Source organism: Spirillospora sp. NPDC127506 (genome assembly GCF_040302145.1).
In the GTDB taxonomy this organism is placed as follows: Bacteria; Actinomycetota; Actinomycetes; order Streptosporangiales; family Streptosporangiaceae; genus Spirillospora.
Genome location: NZ_JBEORG010000003.1, coordinates 145930 through 159634, shown reverse-complemented (window position 1 = coordinate 159634; position 13705 = coordinate 145930). Strand labels below are relative to the sequence as shown.

Annotated in this window: 15 protein-coding genes; all 15 read left to right on the top strand. The window is 72.7% G+C overall.

What is annotated here, in order from left to right; translation table 11 throughout:
* Window positions 1-113: 113 nt before the first annotated feature.
* Window positions 114-284 carry a hypothetical protein gene (locus ABTW95_RS05135; protein WP_396451720.1) on the top strand — a complete coding sequence of 57 codons (171 nt, stop codon included), beginning with the start codon at window positions 114-116 and terminating at the stop codon, window positions 282-284.
* A gap of 49 nt (window positions 285-333) precedes the next feature.
* Window positions 334-705: a peptidoglycan-binding domain-containing protein gene (locus ABTW95_RS05130; RefSeq protein ID WP_500224736.1), complete on the top strand. Its 372-nt coding sequence runs from the start codon at window positions 334-336 to the stop codon at window positions 703-705.
* A gap of 153 nt (window positions 706-858) precedes the next feature.
* Window positions 859-1989, top strand: coding sequence for an enolase C-terminal domain-like protein (locus ABTW95_RS05125; protein WP_500224735.1), 1131 nt, complete (start codon window positions 859-861; stop codon window positions 1987-1989).
* A 49-nt stretch (window positions 1990-2038) separates the two neighbouring features.
* Window positions 2039-5215 (top strand): FAD-binding and (Fe-S)-binding domain-containing protein, encoded by a 3177-nt coding sequence (locus tag ABTW95_RS05120; protein ID WP_500224733.1) that lies wholly within the window; start codon window positions 2039-2041, stop codon window positions 5213-5215.
* Window positions 5216-5510: 295 nt separating this feature from the next.
* Complete coding sequence (locus ABTW95_RS05115) at window positions 5511-6851, top strand: hypothetical protein (protein WP_396453030.1); 1341 nt, start codon at window positions 5511-5513, stop codon at window positions 6849-6851.
* Window positions 6848-7378 carry a hydrogenase maturation protease gene (locus tag ABTW95_RS05110; RefSeq protein ID WP_396453029.1) on the top strand — a complete coding sequence of 177 codons (531 nt, stop codon included), beginning with the start codon at window positions 6848-6850 and terminating at the stop codon, window positions 7376-7378. The genes ABTW95_RS05115 and ABTW95_RS05110 overlap by 4 nt, the downstream gene beginning before the upstream one ends.
* Window positions 7371-7733 (top strand): hydrogenase/urease maturation nickel metallochaperone HypA, encoded by a 363-nt coding sequence (locus ABTW95_RS05105; RefSeq protein WP_396453027.1) that lies wholly within the window; start codon window positions 7371-7373, stop codon window positions 7731-7733. The genes ABTW95_RS05110 and ABTW95_RS05105 overlap by 8 nt, the downstream gene beginning before the upstream one ends.
* Entirely contained in the window at window positions 7730-8767 is a 1038-nt protein-coding gene (locus tag ABTW95_RS05100; RefSeq protein ID WP_396453026.1) for an NADH-quinone oxidoreductase subunit B family protein, read from the top strand. The genes ABTW95_RS05105 and ABTW95_RS05100 overlap by 4 nt, the downstream gene beginning before the upstream one ends.
* 49 nt (window positions 8768-8816) lie before the next feature.
* On the top strand, window positions 8817-10610 hold the full coding sequence (locus tag ABTW95_RS05095; RefSeq protein WP_500224729.1) for a nickel-dependent hydrogenase large subunit: 1794 nt from the start codon (window positions 8817-8819) through the stop codon (window positions 10608-10610).
* Window positions 10603-11220, top strand: coding sequence for a NifU-related iron-sulfur-binding protein (locus ABTW95_RS05090; protein ID WP_500224726.1), 618 nt, complete (start codon window positions 10603-10605; stop codon window positions 11218-11220). The genes ABTW95_RS05095 and ABTW95_RS05090 overlap by 8 nt, the downstream gene beginning before the upstream one ends.
* Window positions 11217-11822, top strand: coding sequence for a DUF5947 family protein (locus tag ABTW95_RS05085; RefSeq protein WP_500224725.1), 606 nt, complete (start codon window positions 11217-11219; stop codon window positions 11820-11822). Before ABTW95_RS05090 ends, ABTW95_RS05085 begins: the two co-directional genes overlap by 4 nt.
* Before the next feature lie 2 nt (window positions 11823-11824).
* Window positions 11825-12034, top strand: a complete 210-nt coding sequence (locus tag ABTW95_RS05080; RefSeq protein ID WP_500224723.1) for a hypothetical protein — start codon at window positions 11825-11827, stop codon at window positions 12032-12034.
* A 34-nt stretch (window positions 12035-12068) separates the two neighbouring features.
* Complete coding sequence (locus tag ABTW95_RS05075) at window positions 12069-12209, top strand: hypothetical protein (protein WP_500224720.1); 141 nt, start codon at window positions 12069-12071, stop codon at window positions 12207-12209.
* Between the two features lie 57 nt (window positions 12210-12266).
* Window positions 12267-12539, top strand: coding sequence for a HypC/HybG/HupF family hydrogenase formation chaperone (locus ABTW95_RS05070; protein WP_500224718.1), 273 nt, complete (start codon window positions 12267-12269; stop codon window positions 12537-12539).
* 17 nt (window positions 12540-12556) lie between these two features.
* Window positions 12557-13684, top strand: a complete 1128-nt coding sequence (hypD, locus tag ABTW95_RS05065; RefSeq protein WP_500224716.1) for a hydrogenase formation protein HypD — start codon at window positions 12557-12559, stop codon at window positions 13682-13684.
* Window positions 13685-13705 lie beyond the last annotated feature (21 nt).

The window sequence follows — 13705 nt, the reverse complement described above, 5'->3', positions numbered from 1 at the left end:
TTCGGGGGCGGGTCTCGGATGGGGGAGGAGATCCGCCGTCGCCGGCGGCCACGCCGGCCACCCGGGCGTGGCCGCCGGCCTTACATACCCCCCGACCTCCCATGGAGCGAGAGATGACCTTGCACGAACCCGAGATCGCGCCCGTCCCCGGGCGCTCGCGGGTGTGGACGGACCTGGCGCTCATCGTGTGCGTCATAGCGCTGGCCCTGCTCGGCGCGATCGTGATCGGTGTCGAGATGTCCCGGCTGGCCGCGTCGCCGGGCCCCTGCCTCGCACCGCGCTGACACCCGGCACGGCTGATACCGGCACAGAGAGAAACGAACGGTGGATTCAATGAGTCAAGACGTGATGGGGACGACGGCCGCGGCATCGGAGTACGCCGCGCCGATCCAGTGGGCGCCGTGGCTGCAGCGCGGGCTCGGCGGCAAGCACCGCCGGCCGCGCCGCACCGTCGTGCAGCTGATCAAGGGCATGCCCCCGTTCCCGCGCCGCACGCTGAAGTACGAGGGCCCGGGGATGCCGATCATGCACGGCATGGACGTCGAGCAGTGGCAGCGGCAGGCGTGCAAGCGCGGCTACACGCTGCGCGTCGACGGCTGGTTCGGGCCGCGGTCGAGCAAGGTCGCCAGGTCGCTGCAGCAGCGCGCCGGCCTGACCGACGACGGCGAGATCGACGCCGCGACGTGGGCGGCGACCTGGCAGTGACCCCCGCGCACGCGGCCCGCCGTCCGTTCCCCGGGTGGGCCGCCCGTCCCGCGGGGTAGGCCGCCCGTCCCGCGGGCGGCCCGCCGATCCCGGCCGGTCGTTCGTTTCGGCCCTTCGTTCCGCGGTAGTAGGGGCCGTGGAAGGGAGGGGCCGATGCGAGCGGGGACCGAGGTGGAAGTCGAGAACGTCGCGGTCCACGCCTTCGAGGTCCCGACTGACGGACCGGACGGGACGGAGGAGGACGGCACCCTCCGGTGGGACTCGACCACCATGGTCCTCGCCGAGGCGCACGCCGGCGGGAGGACCGGGATCGGCTACACCTACGGGGACGTCTCGCTGGCGGCGTTCATCGAGTCGAAGCTCGCGCCGGTCGCCCAGGGCTCCGATGCCCTCTCCCCGGCCGCTGCGTGGGACCGGATGTTCGCCGCGATCCGCAACGCGGGGCGTCCCGGCGCGGGAGCGATGGCGGTGTCCGCCGTGGACATCGCGCTGTGGGACCTGAAGGCGCGCCTCCTCGGCCTGCCCCTGTTCGCGGTGCTGCCGGCCTTCCACGACCGGGTGCCCGTCTACGGCAGCGGCGGCTTCACGAACTACCCCCTGGACCGGCTCGCCTCCCAGCTCGGCGGCTGGGTCGAGCAGGGCATCCCCCGGGTCAAGCTGAAGATCTCCCGCCGGCCGGACGAGGACCCGCGGCGGCTCACCGCCGCCCGGGAGGCGATCGGCGCCGGCCCGCAGCTGTTCACCGACGCCAACGGGGCGCTGACCCGCAAGGAGGCCCTCTACTGGGCGCGGCGCCTCGCCGACGAGTGGGACGTCCGCTGGTTCGAGGAGCCGGTCCCGTCCGACGACACCGCCGGGCTGCGCCTCGTCCGCGAGGAGGGGCCGGGGAGGACCGAGGTCGCCGCGGGAGAGTACGGGTACGTGCTGAAGGACTTCGCCGACCTGCTGGAGGGGCCGTCGGTCGACTGCCTGCAGGCCGACGTCACCCGCTGCGGCGGCGTCACCGGCCTCCTGCAGGTCGCCGGGCTGTCGGCGGCGCGGCAGGCCGACCTGTCGGCGCACTGCGCGCCCGCGGTGTCCGCGCACGCCTTCTGCGCGGTGAGGCGGCTCCGCCACCTGGAGTACTTCCACGACCACGTCCGGGTGGAGCACCTGCTGTTCGACGGGAACCTCAGCCCGGCCGGCGGCGTGCTCCGCCCGGCGGCCGACCGTCCCGGCCTGGGCCTGGACGTCAAGTGGGGCGACGCGGAGCCGTACCGGGTGCACGGCGCCCGCCCGGCCTAGCGGCCCGCCCCGGCGGGTCGGCGAACGACGACGATAGGGGACGACGTACATGGCGAAGACGCATGTGGCCGAGACGCGGCAGGTGCCGGCGAAGACGGCTCCCTCGGTTCCCGGGCCGCCGCGCGGCCGGCAGGTGATCGAGGTCCGGAAGCTGGCCCGCGCCCTGGAGAAGGCCGTCGACGGGGAGGTCCGCTTCGACAGCGGGTCGAGGGCCATGTACGCCAACGACGCGTCGAACTTCCGGCAGGTGCCGATCGGCGTGGTCGTCCCGAAGACGCTGGAGGACGTGGTCGCCGTCCACCGGGTCTGCGAGGAGTACGGCGCGCCGGTGCTGAACCGGGGCGGCGGGACGAGCCTGTCGGGCGAGACCGTCAACTACGCCGTCGTCATCGACCACTCCAAGTACCTGACCCGGATCGGCGAGTTCGACGTGGAGAACCGGCGCGTCACGTGCGAGCCCGGCGTCATCAACGAGGAGCTCAACAAGCACACGGGCGAGAAGAACCTGGTGTTCGGGCCGGACCCGTCCTCGCACTCCCGCTGCGTGATCGGCGGGAACATCGGCAACAACTCGTGCGGGATCCACTCCGTCCAGTCGCAGCTGTACGGGCCGGGGCCGCGCACGTCCGACAACGTCCACGCCCTGGAGGTCGTCACCTACGGCGGCGACCGCTTCTGGGTCGGGGTGGACGAGGAGGAGGACCTCGACGACATCATCGCCGCGGGCGGGCGCAAGGGCGAGATCTACGCGGCGCTGCGCGACCTGCGGGACCGGTACGCCGGCGCCATCCGCGCGGGGTTCCCGTCCGTGGCGGAGATGCCGCGGCGGGTGTCCGGGTTCAACCTCGACGAGCTGCTGCCCGAGAAGGGGTTCAACGTCGCCCGCGCCCTGTGCGGCACGGAGGGCACCTGCGCGACCGCGCTGCAGGCGGTGCTGCTGCTCACCCCCGCGATGCTGCAGCGCACGCTGGTCGTCGTCGAGTACCCGGACGTGGCGGACGCCGCCGAGCACGCCCAGGAGATCATCGAGAGGTTCCGGCCGATCGGGCTGGAGGCGCTCGACCACCAGCTCATCGAGGACCAGGAGCTCCAGCGCAAGAACGTCTCCGACATCGAGGAGCTGCCCCGCGGCGCGGAGGGCGGCGCGTGGCTGCTCGTCCAGTTCGGCGCCGACACCAAGGAGGAGTCCGTCGGCCGGGCGGCGGCGTTCGCCGGCTGGCTGAGGGACGAGAAGGGCTACGCGCCCGACCGGATCGTCACCGCCGAGAGCGAGCAGGAGGGCGGCTGGAGCCAGGACCTGTGGGCGATCCGCGAGGCCGGTCTCGGCTCCACCGCGTTCCCGCCGGGAGGGGACCACTGGCCCGGCTGGGAGGACTCGGCCGTCCCGCCGTCCAAGACGGGCCCCTACATCCGCGCGCTGCGCCGCGTGATGGCGAAGCACGGCATCGACGGCGCCATGTACGGGCACCTCGGGCAGGGCTGCATCCACTCGCGGATGAGCTTCGAGCTGCGCAGTGCCGAGGGCGTCGCCCGCTACCGGAGGTTCATGGAGGACGCCGCAGATCTGGTCGTCTCCTACGGCGGGTCGCTGTCGGGCGAGCACGGCGACGGCCAGCAGCGCGGCGAGCTGCTGGAACGCCAGTACGGCCCGGAGCTGATCCGGGCGATGCGCGAGTTCAAGCGCATCTGGGACCCCGAGGGCAAGATGAACCCCGGCAAGGTCATCGACGCCTACCGGCTGGACGAGGACCTGCGGCTCGGCACCGGCTACAACCCTCCCCGCCCCGCCGTGAAGTTCGCCTACAAGCAGGACGGCGGCGACTTCGCGCACGCCGCGCTGCGCTGCGTCGGGGTCGGGGAGTGCCGCGTCCCGCACGCCGAGAACACCATGTGCCCGAGCTACCAGGTGACCCGCGAGGAGAAGCACACCACGCGCGGGCGGGCCCGGCTGCTGTTCGAGATGCTGCAGGGCGAGGTCATCACCGACGGCTGGCAGTCCAAGGAGGTCGCCGAGTCGCTCGACCTGTGCCTGGCCTGCAAGGGCTGCACGAACGACTGCCCGGTCAACGTCGACATCCCGACGTACAAGTCCGAGTTCCTCTACCACCACTACAAGTCGGTGCGGCGGTGGCGGCCCCGGTACGCGTACGCGTTCGGGTTCATCGACCAGGCCGCGCGGGTCGCGTCCCGGCTGCCGGAGATCGCGAACTTCGCGACGCACACGCCCGGCCTCGCCCGGCTGGCGAAGCTCGCCGCGGGCATCGACCGCAGGCGCCCGCTGCCCAGGTTCGCGCCGATGACGCTGCAGCGGTGGTTCCGCGAGCGCGGCGGGACGGCGAACCCGCACGGGCGGCCCGTCGTCCTGTTCCCCGACACGTTCAACAACCACTTCCACACCGACGTCGGCGTGGCGTGCGTCGAGGCGATCGAGGCCGCGGGCTGGAAGGTGGTCATGCCGGAGGCGCACGTGTGCTGCGGCCGGCCGCTCTACGACTACGGCTTCCTCGACATGGCCGAGCGCTACCTGCACAACGTGCTGGACGTCCTGCGCCCCCATGTCCGGGCCGGGACGCCGGTCGTCGGCATGGAGCCGAGCTGCCTCGCCGTGTTCAAGGACGAGCTGACCAAGCTGCTGCCCCACGACGACGACGCCGCGCGGCTCGCGCGGCAGGCGCACCACTTCGCCGAGTTCTTCCAGACCTACGACATCAGCCCGCCGCGGATGCCCGGCGGCGGCAAGGCGCTGCTGTGGGGGCACTGCCACCACCGCGCCACCGGCGGCACCGACCCCGAGCAGAGCCTCCTGGAGCGGATGGGTCTTGAGACCGAGAGCCTCAAGGGCGGCTGCTGCGGCCTCGCCGGCTCCTGGGGGTTCGAGAACGGCAAGTACGACATCTCGATGGACTGCGGGGAGCAGGCGCTGCTGCCCGCCGTCCGGGACGCCGCCGGCGGCACGGCCATCGTCGCCGACGGCTTCTCCTGCAAGACCCAGATCGAGGACGCCGGGACGGGGCGGCGCGCACTGCACGTCGCGGAGCTCATGCGGCTCGCCCGGGAGAGCGGCGGCCCGGTCGAGGGCAGGCCGGAGGAGGCGCGCCGGGCGAGCAGGCCCGCGCCGCCGCTGTCCCGGCGCGCCGCCCGCGTCGGCGCCGCCGCAGCGGCGGGCGCGGCCGCGGCGGCGGGCGTCGGGCTGGCCCTGCGGCGTCCGGCGGCGAGGCGCCGGTGACCTTCGCGAGGCTCGCGGCGATCCTGCCCGGGATCGCCGCGCTGCTCGGCATCGGCGGCGCCGGCCCCGTCGGCGGCCGCCTTCGCCGGACCGCCGGAGAAAAAGGCTGAGCCGCGCGTGAGCGCCGCCCTCCGGCGCTAGGTGCGGCCGGCACGTAGTGGCCGGGCGCACTTACCGGATCTGTCACCGGTTGCTATACAGAGAGTGGCCGGCTCCCGCATCGGTTTCACGGCAGAAAGGCCGTGCGGGTGAAAGGCTCCACGCTTTTCGCATGCCGCGGGGGAGGTTCATTCACGTGACCGGCTTCGAGCACGCGCGGGCGGTCGCCGACGCGGTCCTCTACGAGGGATACCTGCTCTATCCGTACCGGCGCTCGTCCGGCAAGAACCGCGTGCGCTGGCAGTTCGGCGTGCTCGTCCCGCCCGCGTGGGCGCGGGAGCACGGCCTGGACGACACCGGCGTCGCGGGCTCGGCCGAGGCGGCGTGGCAGCGGACCGAATGCCTCATCGAGGCGCGGCCCGACACCGTCGTCCATTTCCGTGTCCGTTTTCTCCAGTTGCAGAGAAAGGGCGTGGAGAAGCGGCTCCCCGGCGGCCGCCACGAACCGGTCGATTCACTCGACGCGGGGGAGCGCGCGGAATTCTCCTTCGACGAGGCCGTGCCGCAGGAATTCGACCTCCAGTTCCGCCTCGGGGACGTGCTCCGGGACGAGGAGAGGTTCACCGTCCACGTCCCGGGAGGCGAGGAGGCCGAGCCCGTCCTGGACGAGGCGGGCGGCGCGGCCGGCCGGGTGGTCCGGCGGCGGTGGCCGCTGACGGCGTCCGTCACCGTGTCGGCGGAGCGCTGCGACGCCGCGCGCCCGCTCGACCGGATCCGGGTGCGGATCGACAACGCCGGCACCGGCACGCCGGGCTCCGCGTCCCGCGACGAGGCGCTGCGCTGCTCGCTGCTCGCCTGCCACGTGCTGCTCCGGACGGACGGCGGCGCCTTCGTCTCGCTGCTCGACCCGCCAGAGTGGGCGCGGCGGGCGGCCGGCGAGTGCGCGAACGTCCACGTCTTCCCCGTCCTGGCCGGGCCGGAGGGCGAGCGGCACACGGTGCTGTCCTCGCCGATCCTGCTGTACGACCACCCGCGCGTCGCCCCGGAGAGCCCCGGCGACCTGCACGACGCGACGGAGATCGACGAGATCCTGTCGCTGCGGACGCTGACGCTGACCGACGCCGAGAAGCGGGAGGCGCGCGGCACCGACGCGCGGGCCGCCGCGATCCTGGACCGGACCGAGTCGATGCCGCGGGAGGTGTTCTCCCGCCTGCACGGCGCGATCCGCTCCCGGGAGCCGGTTCCCGGCGCGGCGTCCGGCAGAGTGGTGGTGGCGGGCGTCGACGTGGGGCGGGGAAGCCGGGTCCGGCTGCGGCCCCGGACGCGCGGCACCGACCCCCAGGACCGGTTCCTGGACGGCCGGACCGCCCGCGTCGAGGCCGTCCTCACCGACGTGGACGACGCCGCGCACCTGGCCGTCACCGTCGAGGACGATCCGGCGGCCGAGCTCAACCAGTGGTACGGCCGGTTCCGCTACTTCGCCCCCGACGAGGTCGAGCCCCTCACCGCGCGGGACGCCGCCGGGGAGGCGCCATGAGCCCGCGGGTGCTGGTGGCCGGGATCGGCAACGTCTTCCTCGGCGACGACGGGTTCGGCGTCGAGGTGGTCCGGCGGATGGCCGCGGCCGGCCTCCCGGAGAACGTGGACGTCGCCGACTACGGCATCCGCGGCGTCCACCTGGCCTACGAGCTGCTGAACGGCCGGTACGGCGTCCTGATCATGGTGGACGCGGTGCCGGTGGAGGGGGAGCCCGGCACCCTCGCCGTCATCGAGGTGGACGCGGCGGCCGTGGACGGCATCGTCGCCGGCCTCGACCCGTCCGATCCGCTGGCCCCGCCCGCCGTGGACGGCCACGGCATGCACCCGATGGCCGTCCTCCGGCTGCTGCGGCAGCTCGGCGGCGAGGTGGGGCGCGTCCTCGTGGTGGGCTGCCGGCCCGCCGCCGTCGACGAGCGCATGGAGCTGTCCGAGCCCGTGCGCGCCGTGCTGGACGAGGCGGTCGCGCTGGTGACGGACCTGGCCCGGGACGAGGCGAGCACGGAAGTGGAGCGGGCGCATGCATGAGCTGGGGATGTGCGAGGCCATCGTCGAGGCGGCGCTGCGGCGGGCGGACGGCCGCCCGGTCCGGGGGATGAGGGTCCGCGTCGGCGGCCACCCGGTCGACCGCGGGGTGATCGAGCAGGGCGTCCGGGTGGCGGCGCTGGGCACCCTCGCCGAAGGCGCCGGCATCGACCTGGTGCTGGAGCCGCTGTCGGTGCGCTGCGCGCGCTGCGGCGCGGAGACGCCGGTGGACTCGGCCCTGGCGCTCGCGGCCTGCCCGGCCTGCGGCGCCGTGGACGTGCGGACCGCCGGCCACGAGGACGTCGTCCTGGAGTCGATCACCGTTGACGCCCCCGCAGACGAGGAGGTAACGCCATGACCGAGGCGAAGGGCTTCGACGAGATCCACATCCTGTGGATCTCCGAGGGCATGAGCTGCGACGGCGACACCGTGTCGGTGACGGCGTCGGCCCAGCCGGCGATCGAGGACGTGGTCACCGGGCTCATCCCGGGCCTGCCGAAGGTGCACCTGCACAACAAGGTCCTGTCGCCGACCCTCGGCGGCGAGGAGTTCCTCGCGCCGTTCCGGGCGGCGGCGCGCGGCGAGCTGGAGCCGTTCATCTTCGTGCTGGAGGGCTCGGTCCCCAACGAGAAGATCAACGGGGACGGCTACTGGTCGTCGTTCGGCAACGACCCGGACACCGGCGAGCCGCTCACGCTGAACTGGTGGATCGACCGGCTGGCGCCGAAGGCGTGGGCGGTCGTCGCGGCCGGCACGTGCGCCACCTACGGCGGCATCCACGCGATGGCGGGCAACCCGACCGGCTGCATGGGCCTCGCGGACTACCTCGGCTGGGACTTCAGGTCGGCGGGCGCGCTGCCGATCGTGAACGTCCCCGGCTGCCCGGTGCAGCCCGAGAACTTCATGGAGACCCTGACCTGGGTCCTGTACCACGCGGCCGGGGCGGCGCCGCCGCCGCCGCTGGACGACAAGCTGCGCCCGCAATGGATGTTCGGCAAGACGGTGCACGAGGGCTGCGACCGCGCCGCCTACTACGAGCAGGCCGACTTCGCCCAGGACTACAACTCGCCGAAGTGCCAGGTGAAGGTCGGCTGCTGGGGCCCGGTCGTCAACTGCAACGTGCCGAAGCGCGGCTGGATGGGCGGCATCGGCGGCTGCCCGAACGTGGGCGGCATCTGCATCGGCTGCACGATGCCGGGCTTCCCGGACAAGTTCATGCCGTTCATGGACGCCCCGCCCGGCGGCACCCTCTCCTCGATGATGATCAAGCCCTACGGGGCGTTCATCCGCCGGATGCGCGGGATCACCAACGCCACGGTGAACGAGGAGCCGAAGTGGCACCACGACCGCGAGCTGCTGACCAGCGGCTACAACCCGCGCTGGCGGCCGTAGCGGAAGGGTCCGGGCCGCGGAACACGACCACAGCGAGAGGACGGCACGAATGGCAACGACCGAGCAGATGCCCGCCGGCGCGCAGCCGGGGCAGCTCGTGGAGATGTCGTGGGACCCGATCACCCGCATCATCGGCAACCTCGGCATCTACACCAAGATCGATTTCGCGAACCGCAGGGTCGCCGAGTGCCACAGCACGTCGTCGCTGTTCCGCGGCTACTCGGTGTTCATGAAGGGCAAGGACCCGCGGGACGCCGGGTTCATCACCAGCCGCATCTGCGGCATCTGCGGCGACAACCACACCACCTGCTCGGTGTACGCGCAGAACATGGCGTACGGCATCAAGAACCCGCCGCTCGCCGAGTGGATCCTCAACCTCGGCGAGGCCGCCGAGTACATGTTCGACCACACGATCTTCCAGGACAACCTCGTCTTCGTGGACTTCTGCGAGGCGATGGTGAAGGACACGAACCCGAGCGTCCTGAAGAGGGCGCGGAACACGCAGGCGCCGAACGCCGGAGTCCACGGGTACCGGACGATCGCCGACATCATGGAGGCGTTCAACCCGTTCGAGGGCGCCGTGTACAAGGAGGCGCTCCAGGTCAGCCGCACCACGCGGGAGATGTTCTGCCTGATGGAGGGCAGGCACGTGCACCCGTCGACCGTCTATCCGGGCGGTGTCGGGACGATGCCGAGCCCCACGCTGTTCACCGACTACCTGTCGCGGCTGATGCGCATCGTCGACTTCGTCAAGAAGGCCGTCGCGATGAACGACGACGTCTTCGACTTCTTCTACGAGGCGCTGCCCGGATACGAGGAGGTCGGACGGCGGCGCGTCCTGCTCGGGTGCTGGGGCGCGTTCCAGGACCCGGACGTCTGCGACTACAAGTACGAGAACATGAACCGCTGGGGCAAGGCGATGTACGTCACCCCCGGCATCGTCGTCGACGGCAAGCTCCTCACGACCGACCTCGTCGACATCAACCTCGGCATCCGCATCCTGCTGGGCAGCTCCTACTACGACGACTGGGTGAACGAGGAGCCGTTCGTCACCCACGACCCGCTCGGCAACCCCGTCGACATGCGGCACCCGTGGAACCAGACCACGCTGCCCGTCCCGCAGAAGCGCGACTTCGACGACAAGTACAGCTGGGTGATGAGCCCCCGCTGGTTCAACCCGGACACGCGGGAGCACCTGGCGCTGGACACCGGCGGCGGCCCGTTCGCGCGGCTCTACACGACGGCGCTGGCGAACATCGTCGACACCCCGTACGTGAAGTCGACCGGCTCCAGCGTGAAGATCTCGCTGCCGAAGGGCGAGCAGCTGCCGGAGACGACGCTCGAATGGCGGATCCCGCAGTGGTCCAACGCCATCGAGCGCGACCGCGCCCGGGTCTACTTCGTGGCGTACGCGGCGGCGATGGCGGTGTACTTCCTGGAGAAGGGCCTCGGCCTCGTCCGGGAAGGCGACACCAGGATCTTCGACGACTTCGAGGTGCCGGACGAGGGCATCGGATGCGGCTTCCACGAGGCGGTGCGCGGCGTGCTGTCCCACCACCTCGTCATCAAGGACAAGAAGATCGCGAACTACCACCCGTACCCGCCGACGCCGTGGAACGGCAGCCCGCGCGACAGCTACGGCACGCCCGGCCCGTACGAGGACGCCGTCCAGGACATGCCGATCTTCGAGGAGAACGGCCCGGACGACTTCCGGGGCGTCGACATCATGCGCGCCGTGCGCAGCTTCGACCCCTGCCTGCCGTGCGGCGTGCACATGTACCTCGGCAAGGGCCGCGAGCTGAAGAAGCTGCACTCGCCGATGTTCGGGGCGACCCATGGCTGACCCGGCCGACCCGGCTGCCCCGGCTGCGCCGGAAGACGGCGTGCGCGCCGGCGGGACGGACGGCGGGCGGGACGGCCCGCGGCGGCTCGGCGCGGCGGCGGTCGCCGACCGGCTGGCCGGGCTCGACGCGGCGCTCGGCACGCTGGAGCGCACGCCCGGCGCGACCGCCGGGACGGCCATGTCCGCCGTCGCCATGCTCACCGAGGTGTACGGGGAGGCGCTCGCCCGGGTCATGGACCGCGCCCCGGGCCGGCTAGCCGAGAAGATCATGGACGACGAGCTACTCGGCCATCTGCTGATCCTCCACGGCCTCCACCCGGAGCCCGCCGAGCAGCGGATCGTCCGGGCCCTGGACGCCATGGCGCGGCGGGGAGCCGCCGCCGAGTTCGCCGGGATGGACGGGGCGATCGTCCGCGTCCGGCTGGCGGGCGGCGGCTGCGGCTGCGGGGCCGGGCAGGTGAGGGAGGCCGTCCGGGAGGCCGTGCTCGCCGCGGCCCCGGACGCGGCGGAGGTCGAGTTCGTCGAGCCGGCGCGCGCCCGGCCCGCCGCCTTCGTCCCGGTCGACGCGCTCATGCGGCGCCCGGTCCCGGCGGGGGACGGCACGCCATGACGGCGGGGGCCTTCGAACGCCTGGTGCAGCGGGTGTCCGCCGGGGGACCGGACGCGGCCGACGCGTGCGGGCTGTGCTCCGCCCCCGCCGGCGACGACCACGCCCACGTCCTCGACGAGCGGAGCGGGGAGCCGCTGTGCGCCTGCCGCGCCTGCGCCCTGCTGTTCGAGAAGGACGGCGCGGGGCAGGGCCACTACCGGCTCGTCCCCGACCGCCGGATCAGGCTCGCCGGCGTCCGGACCGCCGGCCTCGGCGTCCCGGTCGGGCTCGCCTTCTTCGTCGTCCAGCCGGACGGCGCCGTGGCGGCCCGCTACCCGAGCCCGGCCGGCGCGACCGCGTGGACCGTGGACCCGGACGCCTGGGCGGCCGCGACGGCGGGCTGCCCGGAGCTGGCGACGCTGCGCCCCGGGGCCGAGGCGCTCCTCGTCAGCACCGTCAAGGGCGCCGACGAGCAGTGGCTGGTGCCGATCGACGACTGCTACCGGCTCGTCGCCGCCGTCCGCGAGGCGTGGACGGGCCTGTCCGGGGGAGACCGCGTCTGGACGGAGATCGAGGCGTTCTTCGGCCGCCTCGACGCCGCCGAGAAGAGCCGGGAGGGATGACCATGGCCGAGATCCGCGTGGGGAAGCCCGACGTGAAGCCCGACACGCCCTCGCATGTGAAGGGCGTCCGCCAGGGCAACCGGTCGGGCGCCTACGGGCACGAGGCCGGACACCACATGGACGGCACCGCCGACGCGCGGCGGTCGACCGGGATCCGCCCGCGGAAGCGGAACCCGATCCTGCCCGTCATGCCGAACCTGCCGCCCGGCTGACGCCGGCGCGGTGCACCGAAAAGGGGGGAACACGGTGAAGAGAAGGATGAAGGCGGAGAAGCAGCGCCGGGGCCTGTGGATGGCGCTGGGCTCGATGGCCGCCGCCGGGACGATCGCGCTGCTCTGGAAGGAGTTCCCGGCGATGGTCCGCTACTACAGGATCGAGCGCATGTGACCGGGACCGCGCACGTGACCGGGACCGCGCACGCGACCGGGAAGGACGGTACGGCGGATGTGCCTCGGCATCCCGGGTGAGATCGTCGAGCTGCCGGCCGGGCGCGGCGACCTCGCGAAGGTGGAGGTCGCCGGCGTCCGGCGGGCGGTGAACATCGGCCTGCTCGGGCGGGACGCGCTCGCCCCCGGCGACTGGGTGCTGGTGCACGTCGGGTTCGCCATGTCGAAGATCGACGAGGCGGAGGCGGCGGCCACCCTGGAGCTGCTGCGGGGCTTCGGCCGGGCCTACACCGACGAGCTGGACGCGCTCGCCGGATCCGACATCACCTGACGGAGGGAAGGGCGGGCATGCGGTTCGTCGACGAGTACCGCGACGCCGACCGGGCCCAGGCGCTGGCCGCGCGGATCGCCGCGCTGTGCGAGCCCGGGCGGCACTACAAGTTCATGGAGGTGTGCGGCGGCCACACCCACACCATCTACAAGCACGGCCTGGAGGACTACCTGCCGGAGAGCATCTCGCTCGTCCACGGCCCGGGATGCCCGGTCTGCGTCATCCCGATGGGGCGGGTGGACGACGCGATCCACATCGCGAGCCACCCCGACGTGATCCTGGCGTCGTTCGGCGACATGATGCGCGTGCCCGGCGGCACGGGCTCGTTCTTCGACGCCAAGGCGGCGGGCGCCGACATCCGGATGGTGTACTCGCCGCTGGACGCCCTGAAGATCGCCCGGCAGAACCCGGACAAACGGGTGGTCTTCATGGCGATCGGGTTCGAGACGACCGCCCCGTCCACGGCGATGACCGTGCTGCGCGCGGCGGCCGAGGGCGTCGGGAACTTCTCGGTCTTCTGCAACCACGTGACGATCCTGCCGGGCATCAAGGCGATCCTGGACTCGCCCGATCTGCGCCTCGACGGCTTCCTCGGACCCGGGCACGTGTCGACGGTGATCGGCTGCCGCCCGTACTCGTTCATCCCGGACCGCTACGGCAAGCCGCTGGTCTGCGCGGGCTTCGAGCCCCTCGACATCCTGCAGGCGGTCCACATGCTGCTGCGGCAGCTCGCCGACGGCCGCTGCGAGGTCGAGAACCAGTACACGCGGGTCGTCCCCTGGGACGGGAACGCCAAGGCGCTCCAGGCGATCAACCAGGTGATGGAGCTGCGGCCGCACTTCGAATGGCGCGGCCTCGGGTTCATCTCCCATTCGGCGCTGCGGGTCCGCGAGGAGTACGCCGTCCACGACGCCGAGCGGGTCTTCGACATGCCGGGCGTCCGGGTGGCCGACCCGAAGGCGTGCCAGTGCGGCGAGGTCCTCAAGGGCGTCATCAAGCCGTGGGAGTGCAAGGTCTTCGGCACCGCGTGCACCCCGGAGACGCCGATCGGGACGTGCATGGTCTCGTCCGAAGGGGCGTGCGCGGCCTACTACAACTACGGCCGGTTCACCCGGGAGCGCGTGAAGGAGGCGACGCTCAGCTGACCGGCCCCCGGCCGGCGGCGC